Source organism: Salipiger sp. (genome assembly GCF_048261495.1).
Taxonomy (GTDB): Bacteria; Pseudomonadota; Alphaproteobacteria; order Rhodobacterales; family Rhodobacteraceae; genus Salipiger.
This window is the reverse complement of record NZ_JBLXFX010000008.1, coordinates 184,936-200,591: the sequence shown is the minus strand read 5'-3', so window position 1 is coordinate 200,591 and position 15,656 is coordinate 184,936. Positions and strand designations below refer to the sequence as shown.

General features: G+C 67.1%; 15 protein-coding genes, 1 tRNA gene, 1 other RNA gene and 1 pseudogene. 10 read left to right on the top strand and 8 right to left on the bottom strand.

Translation table 11 applies throughout. The annotated features are described in order from the left end of the window. Window positions 1–38: 38 nt before the first annotated feature. Window positions 39–416: pseudogene (locus ACN0RJ_RS17080) on the top strand (integrase core domain-containing protein); the annotation flags it as partial. 156 nt (window positions 417–572) lie between these two features. On the opposite strand, the gene ssrA reads toward ACN0RJ_RS17080, so the two are convergent. The 4 genes from ssrA to ACN0RJ_RS17060 form a co-directional block, all read right to left on the bottom strand. After that, window positions 573–927: a transfer-messenger RNA gene (ssrA, locus tag ACN0RJ_RS17075) on the bottom strand. Window positions 928–1,042: 115 nt separating this feature from the next. Further along, on the bottom strand, window positions 1,043–2,473 hold the full coding sequence (locus ACN0RJ_RS17070; protein WP_417721360.1) for a TRAP transporter large permease: 1,431 nt from the start codon (window positions 2,471–2,473) through the stop codon (window positions 1,043–1,045). A 1-nt stretch (window position 2,474) separates the two neighbouring features. After that, the gene (locus tag ACN0RJ_RS17065) at window positions 2,475–3,272 is read right to left on the bottom strand and encodes a TRAP transporter small permease subunit (protein WP_417725010.1); all 798 of its coding nucleotides are present in this window, start codon (window positions 3,270–3,272) and stop codon (window positions 2,475–2,477) included. Window positions 3,273–3,382: 110 nt separating this feature from the next. After that, on the bottom strand, window positions 3,383–4,432 hold the full coding sequence (locus tag ACN0RJ_RS17060; protein ID WP_417721358.1) for a TRAP transporter substrate-binding protein: 1,050 nt from the start codon (window positions 4,430–4,432) through the stop codon (window positions 3,383–3,385). A gap of 234 nt (window positions 4,433–4,666) precedes the next feature. Between ACN0RJ_RS17060 and ACN0RJ_RS17055 the strand changes: the two genes are divergently transcribed. From ACN0RJ_RS17055 to ACN0RJ_RS17035, 5 genes are all read left to right on the top strand, one after another. Next, window positions 4,667–5,185, top strand: a complete 519-nt coding sequence (locus ACN0RJ_RS17055; protein ID WP_417721357.1) for a DinB family protein — start codon at window positions 4,667–4,669, stop codon at window positions 5,183–5,185. A gap of 105 nt (window positions 5,186–5,290) precedes the next feature. Further along, on the top strand, window positions 5,291–6,283 hold the full coding sequence (gene acuI, locus ACN0RJ_RS17050) for an acryloyl-CoA reductase (RefSeq protein WP_417725009.1): 993 nt from the start codon (window positions 5,291–5,293) through the stop codon (window positions 6,281–6,283). 390 nt (window positions 6,284–6,673) lie between these two features. Beyond that, the gene (locus tag ACN0RJ_RS17045) at window positions 6,674–8,317 is read left to right on the top strand and encodes a BCCT family transporter (protein WP_417721355.1); all 1,644 of its coding nucleotides are present in this window, start codon (window positions 6,674–6,676) and stop codon (window positions 8,315–8,317) included. Between the two features lie 238 nt (window positions 8,318–8,555). Beyond that, the gene (locus tag ACN0RJ_RS17040; protein ID WP_417725037.1) at window positions 8,556–9,323 is read left to right on the top strand and encodes an SDR family NAD(P)-dependent oxidoreductase; all 768 of its coding nucleotides are present in this window, start codon (window positions 8,556–8,558) and stop codon (window positions 9,321–9,323) included. Between the two features lie 40 nt (window positions 9,324–9,363). Then, window positions 9,364–10,365, top strand: coding sequence for an LLM class flavin-dependent oxidoreductase (locus ACN0RJ_RS17035; RefSeq protein WP_417725008.1), 1,002 nt, complete (start codon window positions 9,364–9,366; stop codon window positions 10,363–10,365). A 30-nt stretch (window positions 10,366–10,395) separates the two neighbouring features. On the opposite strand, the gene ACN0RJ_RS17030 is transcribed toward ACN0RJ_RS17035, so the two are convergent. Together ACN0RJ_RS17030 and ACN0RJ_RS17025 are read right to left on the bottom strand one after the other, a co-directional pair. Continuing rightward, window positions 10,396–10,632 (bottom strand): hypothetical protein, encoded by a 237-nt coding sequence (locus ACN0RJ_RS17030; RefSeq protein ID WP_417721352.1) that lies wholly within the window; start codon window positions 10,630–10,632, stop codon window positions 10,396–10,398. A gap of 119 nt (window positions 10,633–10,751) precedes the next feature. Then, window positions 10,752–10,828, bottom strand: a tRNA-Ile gene (locus tag ACN0RJ_RS17025). Between the two features lie 299 nt (window positions 10,829–11,127). Between ACN0RJ_RS17025 and purM the strand changes: the two genes are divergently transcribed. Beyond that, window positions 11,128–12,174 carry a phosphoribosylformylglycinamidine cyclo-ligase gene (gene purM, locus ACN0RJ_RS17020; protein ID WP_417725007.1) on the top strand — a complete coding sequence of 349 codons (1,047 nt, stop codon included), beginning with the start codon at window positions 11,128–11,130 and terminating at the stop codon, window positions 12,172–12,174. Then, window positions 12,171–12,764 (top strand): phosphoribosylglycinamide formyltransferase, encoded by a 594-nt coding sequence (gene purN / locus ACN0RJ_RS17015; protein WP_417721350.1) that lies wholly within the window; start codon window positions 12,171–12,173, stop codon window positions 12,762–12,764. Before purM ends, purN begins: the two co-directional genes overlap by 4 nt. A 9-nt stretch (window positions 12,765–12,773) precedes the next feature. On the opposite strand, the gene ACN0RJ_RS17010 is transcribed toward purN, so the two are convergent. Continuing rightward, on the bottom strand, window positions 12,774–12,956 hold the full coding sequence (locus ACN0RJ_RS17010; protein ID WP_417721349.1) for a hypothetical protein: 183 nt from the start codon (window positions 12,954–12,956) through the stop codon (window positions 12,774–12,776). Window positions 12,957–13,206: 250 nt separating this feature from the next. On the opposite strand from ACN0RJ_RS17010, the gene rnd reads away from it, so the two are divergent. Beyond that, window positions 13,207–14,364 carry a ribonuclease D gene (gene rnd / locus ACN0RJ_RS17005; protein WP_417725006.1) on the top strand — a complete coding sequence of 386 codons (1,158 nt, stop codon included), beginning with the start codon at window positions 13,207–13,209 and terminating at the stop codon, window positions 14,362–14,364. A gap of 40 nt (window positions 14,365–14,404) precedes the next feature. On the opposite strand, the gene ACN0RJ_RS17000 is transcribed toward rnd, so the two are convergent. After that, entirely contained in the window at window positions 14,405–14,920 is a 516-nt protein-coding gene (locus ACN0RJ_RS17000; RefSeq protein ID WP_417725005.1) for a hypothetical protein, read from the bottom strand. Window positions 14,921–15,048: 128 nt separating this feature from the next. Here ACN0RJ_RS17000 and ACN0RJ_RS16995 point away from each other — a divergent pair, with 128 nt between their 5' ends. After that, the gene (locus tag ACN0RJ_RS16995; RefSeq protein ID WP_417725004.1) at window positions 15,049–15,456 is read left to right on the top strand and encodes a SufE family protein; all 408 of its coding nucleotides are present in this window, start codon (window positions 15,049–15,051) and stop codon (window positions 15,454–15,456) included. Window positions 15,457–15,656 lie beyond the last annotated feature (200 nt).

The following is a 15,656-nucleotide window of genomic DNA, read 5'->3' as shown; positions in this document are numbered from 1 at the left end:
ATCGACGACGGCGTGCGCCTCGGGCTCGGTTACCCGGAGGGACCGCTGGCGCTCGCGAACTGGACCCGATCGCCGAGGTCCGCGGTTACCCCTGCATGGTGGTCAGCGACAACGGCACGGAGCTCATCTCGAACGCCATCCTGCAGTGGCAGGATGAGCGCCGCGTCGAGTGCCACTACATCGCACCCGTCAAGCCGATGGAAAACCGTTTCGTGGAGAGCTTCAACGGCCGGCTCCGCGACGAATGCCCCAACGAGCACCTCTTCGCCGGGCTGCGCCATGCCCGCCATTTGACTGCGGCATGGCGCGACGACTACAACCACCACCGCCCGCACACGAGCCTCGACGGACTCACGCCGCGGGAATACTTCAACCTGTCAGAGAAGGACCAAACCCGGAACAGACTTGACTTCTGAACGAGGATAATCAGGGGAGCAGGTCATCCTCCCTCACCAAGCAGAGGCAGGAGAGGTGCGAGGGGAGAGCAATGCTCGCAATTCCCGCATCCCGAAACGACCGGACACGAACATACAGGCCGGTGAAAGCCCGCAACACGACAGCGATGAAAGGTAAGTGCAGGCTTCTGTTGCCAGGTGCCTGCGAACCCCGCCTTACGCTGCAAAGCGCAAGGACTTGATTTTCGATCACTCGAACCGCTTACGCGGCCAGAGCCATCGGAGCACGATTGTTGTTGGCAATTGTACTTTGCGAACCGATAACGGTGGTATCTCACCGGGACAAAGCAAAACCCCTTTAGACGTTCGTCGATCCTGTTTCGGCCCCATGTTCCGCCAACAACGGAAGATCTGGTGGAGCCGCCGGGTACCGCCCCCGGGTCCGATCCGCTTATTACGAGCGCGTTTATGTCCATAGTCCCGTTGCCGGGACAGTCCAGATATAGGCCCCGCAGCCCGCCGTTTCAATGCTTTTCACGTGCGGACAGGCACGACCCCGCATCTTCTTCTGGCCGGAAATATCCCGGGGGAGTCGCCGCAGGCGACGGGGGCAGCGCCCCCGCCTCCTTTCCGCCGGGGACAGTCGGTCAGTCTCCGTAGGCGACCGACGGCAGCCAGGTCGTCAGCGCCGGAATCTCGAACACGATGAACAGGCCGAGAAGCTGAAGCAGCACGAAGGGAATGATGCCCTTGTAGATATGGCCCAGCGAAATTCCCGGCGGGCAGACGCCCTTGAGATAGAACAGCGCAAAGCCCACCGGTGGCGTCAGGAACGAGGTCTGCAGCGTCACCGCGACCAGGATGGCGAACCAGACCACCTCGGGGTCGCGCACCTGTCCGTAGCCCGGCACCGCCAGTTCCAGCCCCTGGATGATCGGCAGCATCAGCGGCATGATGATGATGGTGATCTCGATCCAGTCCAGCAGGAAGCCGAGGCAGAAGACGATGAACAGGATGAAGGCGACCGTGAGGTAGGGGCTGTCGAAGGCCGAGAGCACCAGTTCCTGCACGATCTCGTCCCCGCCGTAGCGGCGCAGCACGTAGGCAAAGAAGTTCGCGGCGAGGAAGATCCCGACGATGTAGCCCGAGGTGTTCAGAGTCGAGCGCGCCACCTCGCGGAACACCCGCCAGTTCAGCTTGCGGGCCATCAGCGCCAGCAGCGTGGCGCCGAGCGCGCCGAGGCCGGAGGCTTCGGTCGGCGTGGCGAAGCCGAAGAAGATCGAGCCGAGCACCAGCAGGATCAGGAACATCGGCGGCACCACGGCGATCGCCACGTCGGCGACTTCGTGCATGCCGATCCGCCCGGCGGATTTCGGCGCCGGCATGGAGGAGGGCGACACGAAGCCGTAGATCACGATGAAGACGATGTAGAGCGCGCCGAGGATCAGCCCCGGGAACAGCGCGCCCATGAACAGATCGCCGAGCGAGATCGCAAGCTGGTCGGACATGATCACCAGCATGATCGACGGCGGGATCAGGATGCCCAGCGTACCGGCGCTGGCGATGGTCCCGGTGGCGATGGGCTTGGAATAGTTCTGCGCCATCATCGCGGGCAGGGCCATCACCCCCAGCAGCGTGACCGAAGCGCCGATCACACCGGTCGAGGCGGCCAGGATGATGCCGATCAGCAGCACGGTCAGCGACAGTCCGCCCCGCAGGCTGCCGAACAGCCGCTGCATGGCGATCATCATCCGCTGCGCGACCCCCGACTGGTCGAGCATCAGCCCCATGTAGATGAACATCGGCAGCGCGACGAGCACCGGGTTCTTGATGGTGTTGCCGAACAGGCGTCCCGATATGGCCTGAAGCTTCTGGTAGTCGATGCCGGTGCGGTCGAAGTCGATGATGCCCTTGAAGGCGGCGCGGTGCGGGTCGAGGCCGTATTCCGCGATCAGCACGAAGATCAGCGACACGCCGACCAGCGAAAAGGCCACCGGGATGCCACGGAACAGCATGAAGATGAAGGTTGCGAACATCGCCGCGACGGCGATCTCGTTCACGGTCAGGAAATCGGGCATGTCAGGCGTCCTTCCGCGCGAAGAGGCGCGCGAGCACGATCATCGCCACGGTGAGCACCAGTGCCACCACGACCATCGGCGAGATTTCGGTTTCGCCCAGTTCCAGCGGCTGGAAGACGGCGGAGCGGGTGATCTCGCGCGTGGTCGTGCCCTCGGCCGCGCCGAGGACGAGAACGCCGAGCGTCAGGTAATAGGCGGCGAGGTCGATGACGAAGGCGACGGTCGGAAAGGCCCAGAGCAGGATCTTCCACAGGCGCGTTTCGCCCAACTGCCGCATCAGGCGCAGGTAGGCCGACCAGAGCGCGAAGGCGATCACGATGAAGCTGAGGTTCATGAAGGTCTTGAGCAGCCAGAGATTGTGCAGCCCGTTGGGGCTGTCGGAGCCCTCGTCGGCCTTGATCGAGCTGATCGCGTAGTCCAGCGTCACGTCCCAGCACAGGATGATGAACGGAAGGAACAGCCAGGCGATGCCGATGATGTCGACGATGATCCGCTTCCGGCGTTCGAAATTGTCATAGAAGATGTCGACTCGGACATGGCTGTTGGTGGTCACCGCGTAGGCAATGCCGATCAGCACCGCCATGCCGTACATCCACCACTGCGCATCGTCGAGCCAGGCCTGGTTGTGACCCGCCGCGCGCAGCACGACCTGCGCGCTGATCGCGAGCATCAGGATCGGAAACAGCCAGGCCGCGACATTGGAGATCGCGACGATGATGCGGTCGCCCCGGTTGTGATCGGCGCGGCCCACCTCTCCGGGATCGGAAATGGCGGCCACCACTTCTTGGGTATTGCTCATGGGTTCCTGCCTTCTGGAAACGCGCGGGCGGCGCGGGGCCTGCCTTCGGCGCGAAAAGCACCCGGGGCGGTCAGACCGCCCCGGAATTGTCGTTCAAGCTTCGGCCTGGATCAGTTCCAGGGACGCGGCAGGTAGATGTTGTTGAACCAGGTCTTGTAGCCCTCGCGGAACTCCGACAGGTCCGCCCAGGTCTTGGCGAACATCGGATCCTCGGCCTTCAGCTCCTCGACCACTTCCAGCCAGGCGGCTTCGAACGCCTTCAGCTCTTCCGGGGTCCAGTTCTTGATGGTCACGCCGTGCTTTTCGACGTTCTCGACCATGGCCGGGAAGTTCTTGGCCTCGCCCTCTGCGAAGTTGTCGGCGATGTTGGCCATGCAGGCGACCTTGATCTGGTTCTGCGCCTTCTCGTCGAGCCCTTCCCAGACATCCTTGTTGATCAGCAGTTCGAACATGGTCGCGGGCTGGTGCCAGCCGGGGAAGTAGTTGTACTTGGCGATGTTGTAGAAGCCGAGGTTCGCATCCACCAGCGGCATGGAGAATTCGGTCGCGTCGATCGCGCCGCGCTCGAGCGCCGGGAAGATGTCGCCCGCGCCGAGCAGGGAGGTCGAGACGCCGAGCTTCTGCATCACTTCGGCGCCGAGGCCGAAGAAGCGCATGTTCAGGCCCTTGAGGTCGTCGAGGGAGGTGATCTCCTTCTTGAACCAGCCCGAGGTTTCCGGCGCATAGGTGCCGCAGAGTTCCACGTGCACGTTGTAGCCGTTGGTGTCGTACATCTCCTGGAACAGCGTCATGCCGTCGTCGTAGAGCATCCAGGCCAGCATCTCGCCGGGCTCGGGGCCGAAGGGAACGGCGGCGAAAAGACCGGCGGCGGCCATCTTGCCCTGCCAGTAGCCGGAGGTGGAATAGGCGGAATCGACCGAGCCGTTCGACACGGCATCGAGCGCTTCGAGCGAGGGGACGAGTTCACCGGGATCGAAATGTTCGAATTCGATGGTGTCGGAAATGCTGTTGAGCTTTTCCACGAAGTTGACGGCGGCGGTGCCGAGAATCGGCAGGTTCTTTCCGTAGGCCGATGTCATCTCGATGACGTCCTGGGCCTGCGCGGAACCGGAAATGGCAAAACCGGCCGCGACAGCGACCGCGAAAATATTTCTGGACATGGACTTCCTCCCTTATGACCGACACCCTCTCCCCGGGGTGTTTGGTAAGACAGCCTTACCAATCACAACGCTAACGGCTACGTGATGGCCTGTGAATACCCATTAATGCGGATATCCCGGCGGAAACGGCCGCGCCTTCCCGGTGCTTGCGGTCGGGCGCGGGTTTGGCTTTAGTCGGCAGCGTCGGGGCGCGGAATCCGCCGTGCCCTCCGGGAAAAAGGGGAGCGGCGGGGGATGATGCTCGATCCGGGACATGTCCTGGCCATGGCGCGCTACAATGCGTGGCAGAACCGGATGATGAAACAGGCCTTCGAGGCCCTGGGCGATGCGGCGCTGCGGGCCGGGCGCGGCGCGCATTTCGGCTCGATCTTCGCGACCGCGAACCACGTGCTCTGGGGCGACCGCACCTGGATGCACCGGATCGCGGGCTGGGAGGCGCCGGGGACGGGGATACCGCAATCGGTCGAGCTGACCCCGACACCGGCGGTCTGGAGCGCGGAACGCTACCGGGCCGACGCGCGCCTGCTGCTCTGGGCCGAAACCCTGCACGGGGTCGATCTGCAGGGGCCGCTGCGGTGGTTCTCCGGCGCGCTCGGGCGCGATGTCGAGAAACCTCTGGCGCTCTGCGTGGCACATATGTTCAATCATCAGACCCATCACCGCGGGCAGATCCATGCCATGGTGACGGGGGCGGGGGGCACGGGCTGGGTCAGCGACCTCGCCTTCATGCCGGACGCCGGGCCCTGGCTCTGAGCCGGTCGGGGCGCTGCCCCGTTCGCGCCCGTGCGCGGACCCCCCGGGATATTTCTGGCCGGAAGATGCCGTGAGGGCAGACGCCGGCGGCAACGGAGGAACGACATGTTCAAGGCGCTTGTGGTCGACAAGGATGCGGAGAGCGGCAAGACATCCGCCGCGGTGCGGGAGCTGGATATCGGGGATCTGCCCGAAGGCGAAGTCACGGTCGCGGTCGAGTATTCCACGCTGAACTACAAGGACGGGCTGTGCATCGGGCCGGGCGGCGGTCTGGTGCGGCACTATCCGCACGTGCCGGGCATCGATCTTGCCGGGACGGTCGAGGCATCGGACGACCCGCGCTATGCGCCGGGCGACAAGGTGGTGCTGACCGGCTGGCGCGTGGGCGAGGCGCATTGGGGCGGTCATGCGCAGAAGGCGCGGGTGCGGGCCGACTGGCTCGTTCCGCTGCCCGAGGGGCTGGACACGCGCGCGGCGATGGCCGTGGGCACGGCCGGATTCACCGCGATGCTGGCGGTCATGGCGCTCGAGGATCACGGGCTGGTGCCCGGGGAGGCGCCGGTGCTGGTGACGGGGGCCGCGGGCGGGGTCGGCTCGGTCGCGACGGCGATCCTGTCGGCCCTCGGCCATGAGGTGGCGGCGGTCACCGGGCGGCCCGAGCAGGAGGCCTACCTCAAGGGCCTCGGCGCGGCGCGGGTGGTGCCGCGCGCCGAACTCGCCGAAACCGTGAAACGCCCGCTCGAGAGCGAGACCTGGTCCGGCTGCGTCGACGCCGTCGGGGGCGCGATGCTGGCGCGGGTGCTGGGCCAGATGTGCTACGGCGCCTCGGTCGCGGCGGTCGGTCTGGCCGGAGGCGCGGCGCTGCCGGCGACGGTCGTGCCGTTCCTGCTGCGGGGGGTGAACCTCCTGGGGATCGACAGCGTCATGCAACCCTACGACAACCGGGTTCGCGCCTGGACGCGCGTGGCGCGGGATCTGCCGATGGACCGGCTGGAGGCCATGGTGGTGCCGGCGACGCTGTCGGATCTGCCCGGCCTGGGGGCGGAAATCCTCCGGGGGCAGGTCAAGGGGCGTGTCGTGATCGACGTGAACGCCTGAGACAGGCGCGGCCCGAAAGCGACACAAATCCGGTCGATTTCGCCATTTTCTCCAGTGAATGAAGGCATTTCGGAAACTCCCGAAATGTCGCAAACAAACGTTTATTCGCCGTACCTGTTTGTAGTCGGCCCCCCGTTCGCGGTACTGTGATCGGGTCGGGTGCCCGTGGTGGCACTCCCGGCCCGGCAAGGGGCGGCGGTTCCGTCGGACCTGTCGCTCCTTCGTCCGATCCGACGATCACCGGGTGCCGCCCGGCGCGACCCCGCGGGCCGCCGGCCGGGGGCGGGCACCCATGGCGGCATCAAGGGCGGAGGGCGCGCAGGGGCGCGCGGGCCGTCGGAACGCTGCCGGACAATGACGCAACGACCAGAGGGACAGGAACATCACCAGATGAGCGATACAACCACAGACCAGGGGATTCCGGCACCGGAAGGTGCCTCGGATCTCATCGACACCGATTACACGATCGGTCAGGACAATATCGAAACCAGGATCGGCCCGTTCGGGATGGACATCCACAACCCGGTGTTCCTGATCTCGGGCCTGTCGATCGTCGCCTTCGTCTTCTACGCGCTGGCCCTGCCCGAGCAGGCGGCGGGCTTCTTCGGCTGGCTGCGGCCCGCGCTGACCTCGACCTTCGACTGGGTCTTCCTGCTGTCGGCCAATGTCTTCGTGATCTTCTGCCTCGCCCTGATCGTTCTGCCGGTTGGCAAGGTGCGGCTGGGCGGCGCCGAGGCGACGCCGGATTACACCTACATCGGCTGGTTCGCGATGCTCTTCGCCGCCGGCATGGGCATCGGCCTGATGTTCTTCGGAGTGCTGGAGCCGGTCTACCACATGGCGATCTCCGAACCGCTGGGCGTGGCCTCGCCGATTGCCGAAGACGGCACCATCATCGCCGCCAACGTGGCGGCGGCACGGGAAATGGGGCTGGCGGCAACGATCTACCACTGGGGGCTGCACCCCTGGGCGATCTACGCGGTGGTCGCGCTGGCTCTGGCATTGTTCAGCTACAACAAGGGTCTGCCCCTGACGATCCGCTCGGCCTTCTACCCGATCTTCGGTGAGCGCATCTGGGGCTGGACCGGCCATGTCATCGACACGCTCGCGGTCTTCGCGACGCTGTTCGGCCTTGCCACGTCGCTGGGCTTCGGCGCGCAGCAGGCGAATGCGGGCCTCGAACATGTCTTCGGCATCCCGATGAACACCACGGTGCAGGTGCTGCTGATCACCTTCATCACCGCCATCGCGCTGGTGTCGGTGCTGCGCGGCCTCGACGGCGGGGTCAAGGTGTTGTCCGAGATCAACATGGTGATCGCGGCGGTTCTGCTGCTCTTCGTCTTCTTCGCCGCCGGCGCGGTGACGATCCTGACCGATTTCGGCGCGGGCATGGTGGCCTATGTCAAGGACATCGTGCCGCTGTCCAACCCGTTCGGCAGGGAAGACACCGGCTACATGCAGGGCTGGACCGCCTTCTACTGGGCGTGGTGGATCTCCTGGTCGCCCTTCGTCGGCATGTTCATCGCGCGCGTCTCGCGCGGCCGTACTGTGCGGGAGTTCGTGATCTGCGTGCTGCTGATCCCGTCCATGGTCTGCGTGCTCTGGATGGCGACCTTCGGCGGCGCGGCCATCGACCAGGTGCTGACCGATCCGGCCGCGAGCGCGGTCAAGGCGCAGGTGATCGACAGCTACAACCCGCCGATCTCGCTCTTCGCCATGCTCGAGGGACTGCCGCTGTCCTCGATCACCTCGGTGATCGCCATCGTGCTGGTCATCGTGTTCTTCGTCACCTCGTCGGATTCCGGCTCGCTGGTGATCGACACGATCACCGCCGGCGGCAAGGTCGACGCCCCGGTGCCGCAGCGCGTGTTCTGGTGCGTCTTCGAAGGCGCCGTGGCCATCGTGCTGCTGCTCGGTGGCGGGCTCGGTGCGCTTCAGGCCATGGTCATCTCGACCGGGCTGCCCTTCACCTTCGTCCTTCTGCTGATGTGCTGGGCGATCTGGAAGGGCCTTCTGGCCGAACGCAGGGTCTGATCCGGACCCGAGGCAAGGGGGCTTTCCGCCCCCTCGCGCGCCGGGGCGCGCTCCCCCCGAGGATATTTCCGGCCAGAAGATGCCGCAAGCACCGGCTCCGTGGCATCTTCTGGCGTCAAATTTCCCGGGGGCCCCGAAGGGGCGGGGCAGAGCCCCTCCGGGCCCGCCGTCATCTCGCCGCTTGTTCCCGCGGGCGATAGGCTGTCATATCGGCCGCGTCATGGAGAGGAGCACAGGCATGAAGATCGACGGCAATATCGTGGCGGTGGTGACGGGAGGGGCCTCGGGGCTCGGGGCGGCGACCGCGGCGGCCCTCGCCGGGGCCGGAGCCAGGGTCACCATTTTCGACATGAACGAGGCGGTGGGCGCGCAGACGGCGGAGGCCATCGGCGCCGACTTCGCGGCCGTCGATGTCAGCGCACCCGAAAGTGTCGCCGCTGCGCTGGCATCGGTTCACGACCGCTGCGGCGCGCTGCACGTGGCGGTCAGCTGCGCCGGGATCGGCCCGGCGGCCAAGACCGTCTCGCGCGGGGAACCGCATGATCCGGCCATGTTCGCCAGGACCATCGGCGTGAACCTCGTCGGAACCTTCAACCTCGCCTCGCAGGCGGCCGCGCTGATGGCGCGGAACGAGCCGCTGGACGCCGACGGCAACCGGGGTGTCATCGTCAACACCGCCTCGGTCGCGGCCTACGAGGGGCAGGTGGGGCAGGTGGCCTATGCGGCCTCCAAGGGCGGTGTCGTCGGCATGACCCTTCCCATGGCGCGCGATCTGGCGCCGCTGGGGATCCGGGTCTGCACCATCGCGCCGGGTTTGTTCCTGACACCGCTGCTCAAGGGGTTGCCGCAGGAGGTCCGGGACTCGCTCGGCGGCCAGGTGCCGTTCCCCTCGCGTCTCGGCGATCCGGCGGAATATGCCTCGCTCGTGCGTCACATCGTCGAAAATTCCATGCTGAACGGCGAGGTCATCCGGCTCGATGGCGCGATCCGTATGGCGCCGCGCTGATCGCCCCCTATATCGGAGGGGAACAACCGGAGTTTCTGCCATGATCCCAATGTCCCTTCTCGATCTCGCCCCCGTGCCCGAGGGCGGCAGCGTTCGGCAGGCGCTTGCCAATACCGTCGATCTCGCGCGCCATGCCGAGGCGCTCGGCTACGAGCGCTACTGGCTGGCCGAGCATCACAACATGCCCGGCATCGCCTCGGCCGCGACCTCGGTGGTGATCGGGAGGGTGGCGGCGGCGACTTCGACCATCCGCGTCGGGTCCGGCGGCATCATGCTGCCCAACCATTCGCCGCTGGTCATCGCCGAGCAGTTCGGCACGCTCGCCGAGCTGTTCCCGGACCGCATCGACCTCGGCCTCGGCCGGGCGCCGGGTTCGGATCAGCTCACCGCCATGGCACTGCGCCGCAACCATGCCGGCGCCGACCGCTTTCCGGAGGATGTGGTCGAGCTCATCGGCCTGCTGCAGCCGGCGGAAGAGGGGCAGGGCGTGCGGGCGGTCCCGGGCGAGGGCACGCGGGTGCCGGTCTGGATGCTGGGGTCCTCGTTGTTCGGCGCGCAACTGGCCGCCCACCTCGGGCTGCCCTATGCCTTCGCCTCGCATTTCGCGCCGGATGCGCTGGAGCAGGCGCTGGAGATCTACCGCGACCGCTTCCGGCCCGGCGTGACGGACCGTCCCCGCTTCATGCTCGCCGCCAACGTCTGGGCGGCGGATACCGAGGAGGAGGCGATCCGGCTCAAGACCTCGCAGCAGCAGGCCTTCATCAACCTGCGCAGCGGCCGGCCGGGGCGGCTTCCGGCGCCGGTGGCGGATATTTCCGAGGTGGCGGACCCGCGCTGGATCGCGGCCACCGACGACGCGATGCGGGTCTCGGCCCTGGGCACGCGGGCGCAGGTCGCCAAGGGGCTGTCGGCCCTGATCGAACGCTACCGGCCCGACGAGATGATCCTCACCGGGATGATCCACGATCACGCGGCGCGCCGGCGCAGTTTCGAGATCGCCGCCGGGGCGATGAAGGATCTCTCGATCCGCAAATGCGCCTGAACGGCTGACCGTATCTCTGCGCCGTGGCCGTCAGAGGCCGAGCAGCGCCTTGGCCTTGGCCAGCGTCTCGACCGACGCGCCGTGATTGCCGGCGGCATGTTCGGCCTCGCCCCGGGCGCGCAGGGCCTTGACCTCGGCGAGGGCCTCGGCCGAGAGCGTGGCGCCGGGCAGGGCGGCGTCGATCGCGGCCATGTCCTCGGGACAGTGGAATGCGAAGGCGGGCGCGGCGAAGGTGGCGAGGACGGCGGCAACGAGTAGCGGTTTCATCTGGACCTCCTGATCCGGGGCGCGATGCCCCGGCGCAGTCTAGCACGGAATCCGCGCCGCTTCGCCTGAGTCCTTGCGCGGCGGACGGGGCGGTGGAGACGGAGGAACGCGGGGATGTCTGGTAGGCCCGGCAGGACTTGAACCCGCAACCAAGGCGTTATGAGCGCCCTGCTCTAACCAATTGAGCTACAGGCCCACCGTGCCGATCTCAGTAGCATCTGGGCGGAGCGGGTCAAGACGGAAGGCGCCGGGAAAGGGACCTCGAAGACCGCGCGGGCCACCGGCTGCCGGCGGGGGTACGGGGGCCCGGCGCAGGCACGCGATCGGGGCGATCGGGGCGGCGCCTGTGCCGCCGTCGCGCGCTTTGCCCGCGATTTCCGCGCCCCCTGCTGACGCGCGACCCGGCGCCCGGATTGTGCGCCCCGGCGGCGGGCTTGGTGCTTTCCTTCGGGTGGCCGTTGCGGTAAAGCCGCGCCAGATCAGTCGGAGGGTCTCATGAGCGACGGCAAGAACGGCATCACCTATGCGGATGCAGGCGTGGATATCGACGCGGGCAATGCGCTCGTGGACCGGATCAAGCCCGCGGCGAAACGCACGAACCGCAGCGGCACGGTGTCCGGGCTGGGCGGTTTCGGGGCGCTGTTCGACCTCAAGGGCGCAGGTTATGAGGATCCGATCCTCGTCGCGGCGACCGATGGCGTCGGCACCAAGCTGCGCATCGCCATCGACACCGGCCACGTGGACGGTGTCGGCATCGACCTGGTTGCCATGTGCGTCAACGACCTTGTCTGCCAGGGCGCCGAGCCCTTGTTCTTTCTCGACTATTTCGCCACCGGCAAGCTCGACACCGACAGCGCGGCGCGGGTGATCGAGGGCGTCGCGGAGGGCTGCGTCCGGTCGGGCTGCGCGCTGATCGGCGGCGAGACCGCCGAGATGCCGGGCATGTATCCGGCGGGGGATTTCGACCTTGCGGGCTTTGCGGTCGGCGCGATGGAGCGCGGGCAGGATCTGCCCCGCGACGTGGCGGTGGGCGACGTCCTGATCGGGCTCGCCTCGGACGGGGTGCATTCCAACGGCTACAGCCTTGTGCGCAAGCTGGTCGAGGTCTCGGGCCTCGGCTGGGATGCGCCGTGCCCCTGGGCCGAGGGGTCGCTCGGCGAGGTGCTGCTGACCCCGACGCGGCTTTACGTGAAGCAGGCGCTGGCGGCGGTCCGGGCCGGGGGCGTGCATGCCCTTGCCCATATCACCGGCGGCGGCCTGACCGAGAACCTGCCCCGCGTCCTGCCCGAGGGCACGGGCGCCAGCATCGACCTCGGGTCCTGGGATCTGCCGGCGGTCTTCAAGTGGATGGCGGGCACCGGCGGCATGGCCGAGGCCGAGATGCTCAAGACCTTCAACTGCGGCATCGGCATGGTGCTGGCCGTGGCCGAGGACCGCGCCGAGGCGCTGAGCGATCTGCTGCGCGAGCAGGGCGAGGTGGTGATCCCGCTCGGCCGCGTCACGGCCACCCCGGGCATGGCCTACGAGGGCAGCCTGCTTTGACCAGGCGCGTTGCGATCCTGATTTCGGGCGGCGGTTCGAACATGGTGAAGCTTGTCGAGAGCATGGGCGCCGACCATCCGGCGCGCCCGGTGCTGGTGCTGGCCAACCGCGCCGACGCGGGCGGGCTGGACAGGGCGGCCGCGCTCGGAGTGCCGACCGCCGTGGTCGAAAGCCGACCCTTCAAGGGCGACCGGGAAGCCTTTGAATCCGCTCTGCAATCCGAAATAGCGAAACACGCGCCCGACATCCTGTGCCTGGCCGGGTTCATGCGCGTTCTGACCGCCGGGTTCGTGCAGCCCTGGAGCGGGAAGATGCTGAACATCCACCCCTCGCTGCTGCCGAAATACCGCGGGTTGCACACCCATGCCCGCGCGCTCGAAGCGGGGGATGGCGAACACGGCTGCACCGTGCACGAGGTCACGCCGGAACTGGACGAAGGTCCGATCCTCGGGCAGGCGCGGGTGCCCGTGCTGCCCGGCGACACGCCCGACAGCCTTGCCGCGCGGGTTCTGGAACAGGAACACCGCCTGTATCCGGCCGTCCTGCGGCGCTTCGCGGCAGGCGACCGGACACGGGTGGAACTCGGCTGAACGCCGCGCCTAGCGCAGCGCCTGCGCGCGGGCGGAATTGCCGTGCCAACCGTCGGGCGCAATTTGCGACGCGGGGGCGAACAGGGCGGGAATGCCCAGCCCCAGCAGCAGGACGGCGGCGGCGAGAAGATGGGCGGGGACGGGCCTGCGATGGCTCCGGACGCCCGGGCGGGCGGTATCGACATGGGTCACGACGGGTCTCCTGTATCGCGATGTTCCGGGGATATAGGGGGCGGTTCGGCATTCTTGAAATGAATGTTTGGCGTTGAACGCATCACAGAACGGAATGCCCGTGCGTGGCGTCCAGCACGGGCAGCCCGCAGCGCACCCGGAGCCCGGTTTTCCGCACCGGCCCCGCGCTTTCCATGACAGAAGCTTTGATCTATGCTTCTCATGGGTGTAGGTGGCGCAGCACAACCAAGAAGAAACGGCCGGAGCCTGAATGAAAACGATCACGACGACGCAAGAGCTTGCCGCCTTCTGTGCCGAGGCGGCGACCTTTCCCTATGTGACGGTGGACACCGAATTCCTCAGGGAGAGGACGTATTATTCGAAGCTCTGCCTCGTGCAGCTGGCCATGCCGGGCAAGACCGACGAGACCGCCGTCCTGGTCGATCCGCTTGCCGAGGGGCTGTCGCTGGACCCGCTGCTCGACCTGTTCCGCAATCCCGACGTGGTCAAGGTCTTCCACGCCGCGCGCCAGGATCTCGAGATCTTCTTCGTCGACAACGGCGTGATCCCGCATCCGATGTTCGACACCCAGATCGCCGCGATGGTCTGCGGCTTCGGCGAACAGGTCGGCTACGAAACGCTGGTCAAGCGCATCGCCAAGGCCTCGCTCGACAAATCCTCGCGCTTCACCGACTGGTCGCGCCGTCCGTTGACCGAGGCCCAGGCGAAATACGCGCTGGCCGACGTGACGCATCTGCGGGTGATCTACGAATACCTCGCCAAGGAGCTCGAGCGCACCGGCCGCGCCCGCTGGGTGGCCGAGGAAGTGGCGGTCCTCATGGACCCCGAAACCTATGTCACCCACCCGCGCGAGGCCTGGTTGCGGGTCAAGACCCGCTCGAACTCCTCGCGGTTCCTGGCCATCGTGCGCGAGCTTGCCGCCTTCCGCGAGGACTATGCCCAGTCGCGCAACATCCCGCGCAGCCGCGTCTACAAGGACGATGCGCTGGTCGAGCTGGCCTCGACCAAGCCGGCGAACATGGAGGATCTCGGCCGTTCGCGCCTGCTGCTGCGCGAGGCCCGCAAGGGCGCCATCGCCGAAGGCATCCTCGAAGCGGTGAAGGCGGGGCAGGAATGCCCCAAGGACCAGCTTCCCGAGGTCGATACCTCGCGCGATCAGCTGCAGGTGAACCCCGCGCTCGCCGACCTGCTGCGCGTGCTCCTCAAGGCCAAGACCGAGGAATCGGGCGTCGCCTCCCGGCTGATCGCTCCGGCGGCGGACCTCGACGCGATCGCGGCGGGGATGCGGGATGTTGCGGCGCTGAACGGCTGGCGCCGCGAGGTCTTCGGCGAGGACGCGCTGCGCCTCTGCGACGGACGCATCGCGCTGACCGCCAAGGGCAGCACGGTCAAGGTCATAGAACTCTGATCCCGGCGGCACCGGGCCGTTGCGGCGCGGTGCCCCTCGCTCAGCGGCGGGACACCTGGACGTTGGTGCGCCCGGCCACGCGGATGGCCGAGATACCGGCCAGGTCCTGATCCGTCAGCCAGACCGCGGCGGTCACCGTGCGCGCCCATTCCCCGGTGCTGCGGGGGCCGGGCTGCTGGAGCGCGGAAAGGGTGTAGGACAGCGTCGCCGCATCGGGGTTCGCCTCGTCCTCCACCAGCTTCACGTCGAAGGGACCGAGCCGGTCGGCGACCCCGGTCACGCGAAGGATGGCGCCTCCGGGGCGGCGTTCGATCAGCAGCTGGGTGACGGTCTCGACCGGGCGGCCGGCGTAGTCGGCCTCCTGCTTGTCGAAGAACGAGATCGCCCGGCGTTTCGGCAGCAGCGGGTTCGCGGGACCGGTGGCGACGCTGGTGTTCACCGCCTCCGAACGGCCCTGTCCGAACCAGTTGAACGGGTTGAGCCTGGATTCGCGCACGGTGCCGCAGCTTGTCAGAACAAGCCCCGAAACGAGGATCACCGAAAGAGATCTGAACATGGTCCCACTGCTCCTTGCCTGCCCAAGGAGTTATCGCATTGTCGCAGGGTTGAAAAGCGGGGAGTGCCGGGTCTGGACCTTTGCGCGCATCCCCCCTAGGTGAGAACCGTCACTGACCGGAGGTCCCGATGGCACAGGCCGCATTCGAAGAACTGGTGGAAGATTTCGAATTCCTGGAGGACTGGGAGGACCGCTACCGGCTGGTCATCGAACTCGGCAAGGCCATGGACCCGCTGCCCGACGCGCTGAAGGTGCCGGCCACCAAGGTCGAAGGCTGCGCGAGCCAGGTCTGGCTCCACCCCCGGATCGAGGACGGGCGCTTCCACTTCGACGGCGACAGCGACGCGATGATCGTGCGGGGGCTGATCGCCGTGCTGCTGCGACTCTACGACGGCGTCCCGGTGACAGGGATCGCCGCGATCGACGCCCGCTCCGAACTCGGCCGCCTCGGTCTCAACGAACATCTCTCGGCACAGCGGTCGAACGGGCTCAGGGCGATGGTGGAACGGATCCGCGAGACCGCCGGCGCCGCCTAGAGGCGGGAAAGGCGGGAGGGGGCGCTGCCCCCATGCCCCGCTGCGCGCGGCATTCCCCCGGGATATTTGCAAACCGAAGAAGATGCGGGCTCCGGTCCACCCCCTGCCGTGCAGCAGGGGGCTTCTCCGGTTGCGGTCATCGGCGTCCCCGCCTGTACCGCATCCCGATCCTCGCGGGGCAAGGTTAAGAAACCGTTGCT

What these genes read in the sequence shown, in the direction of transcription:
- ACN0RJ_RS17045 (WP_417721355.1), top strand. Translation starts at nt 6,674, where the DNA reads ATGAGCGATACAACCACAGACCAGGGGATTCCGGCACCGGAAGGTGCC.
- ACN0RJ_RS17055 (WP_417721357.1), top strand. Translation starts at nt 4,667, where the DNA reads ATGATGCTCGATCCGGGACATGTCCTGGCCATGGCGCGCTACAATGCG.
- ACN0RJ_RS17070 (WP_417721360.1), bottom strand. Translation starts at nt 2,473, where the DNA reads ATGCCCGATTTCCTGACCGTGAACGAGATCGCCGTCGCGGCGATGTTC.
- rnd (WP_417725006.1), top strand. Translation starts at nt 13,207, where the DNA reads ATGAAAACGATCACGACGACGCAAGAGCTTGCCGCCTTCTGTGCCGAG.
- ACN0RJ_RS17060 (WP_417721358.1), bottom strand. Translation starts at nt 4,432, where the DNA reads ATGTCCAGAAATATTTTCGCGGTCGCTGTCGCGGCCGGTTTTGCCATT.
- ACN0RJ_RS17065 (WP_417725010.1), bottom strand. Translation starts at nt 3,272, where the DNA reads ATGAGCAATACCCAAGAAGTGGTGGCCGCCATTTCCGATCCCGGAGAG.
- ACN0RJ_RS17030 (WP_417721352.1), bottom strand. Translation starts at nt 10,632, where the DNA reads ATGAAACCGCTACTCGTTGCCGCCGTCCTCGCCACCTTCGCCGCGCCC.
- ACN0RJ_RS17000 (WP_417725005.1), bottom strand. Translation starts at nt 14,920, where the DNA reads ATGTTCAGATCTCTTTCGGTGATCCTCGTTTCGGGGCTTGTTCTGACA.
- ACN0RJ_RS17035 (WP_417725008.1), top strand. Translation starts at nt 9,364, where the DNA reads ATGATCCCAATGTCCCTTCTCGATCTCGCCCCCGTGCCCGAGGGCGGC.
- ACN0RJ_RS17040 (WP_417725037.1), top strand. Translation starts at nt 8,556, where the DNA reads ATGAAGATCGACGGCAATATCGTGGCGGTGGTGACGGGAGGGGCCTCG.
- ACN0RJ_RS16995 (WP_417725004.1), top strand. Translation starts at nt 15,049, where the DNA reads ATGGCACAGGCCGCATTCGAAGAACTGGTGGAAGATTTCGAATTCCTG.
- acuI (WP_417725009.1), top strand. Translation starts at nt 5,291, where the DNA reads ATGTTCAAGGCGCTTGTGGTCGACAAGGATGCGGAGAGCGGCAAGACA.
- purM (WP_417725007.1), top strand. Translation starts at nt 11,128, where the DNA reads ATGAGCGACGGCAAGAACGGCATCACCTATGCGGATGCAGGCGTGGAT.